The organism is Mesorhizobium escarrei (assembly GCF_935825525.1).
GTDB lineage: Bacteria > Pseudomonadota > Alphaproteobacteria > Rhizobiales > Rhizobiaceae > Mesorhizobium > Mesorhizobium escarrei.
Window position 1 is genome coordinate 13,563 of the sequence record NZ_CAKXZT010000003.1, and the last position, 407, is coordinate 13,969.

Below are 407 nucleotides of genomic sequence, written 5' to 3' on the forward strand. Positions count from 1 at the left end.
GCGCGGACCCTGGTCAGGTCGTGGCCGCGGGTCAGATGATCGTCGAGATCTCCCGCAATGACGCGCGCGAGGCGGTCTTCGCTGTTGCCGGCGAAGACATCGCCGGGGCAGAGCTCGGCATGGCGGTGAACGTTTCGATCCAGGGCCGGCCGGACGTCGCGGTCACCGGCAATATCCGCGAGATTTCCCCCGAGGCCGACAGCACGACCGGCACCTATCAGGTGAAGGTGGCACTGGCTTCGCCGCCGCCAGAGATGCGGCTGGGCGCAGTCGTCGTAGGTCGCGTCGAAAGCGAAGGAGGCCAGGAGGTCACCACGCTACCCCCGACCGCGCTGCTGCAGTCCGGAGACGAGCCGCAGGTCTGGGTGATTGGCGGTGACGGCAAGGTGCAGCGCCGGAACGTCCAG

General features: G+C 68.3%; 1 protein-coding gene. It reads left to right on the forward strand.

All coding sequences use genetic code 11. The annotated features are described in order from the left end of the window. Nucleotides 1-35: 35 nt before the first annotated feature. Nucleotides 36-407, forward strand: a 372-nt coding sequence (locus NMG80_RS37670; protein ID WP_436798513.1) for an efflux RND transporter periplasmic adaptor subunit, incomplete at its 3' end; no start/stop codon positions are given.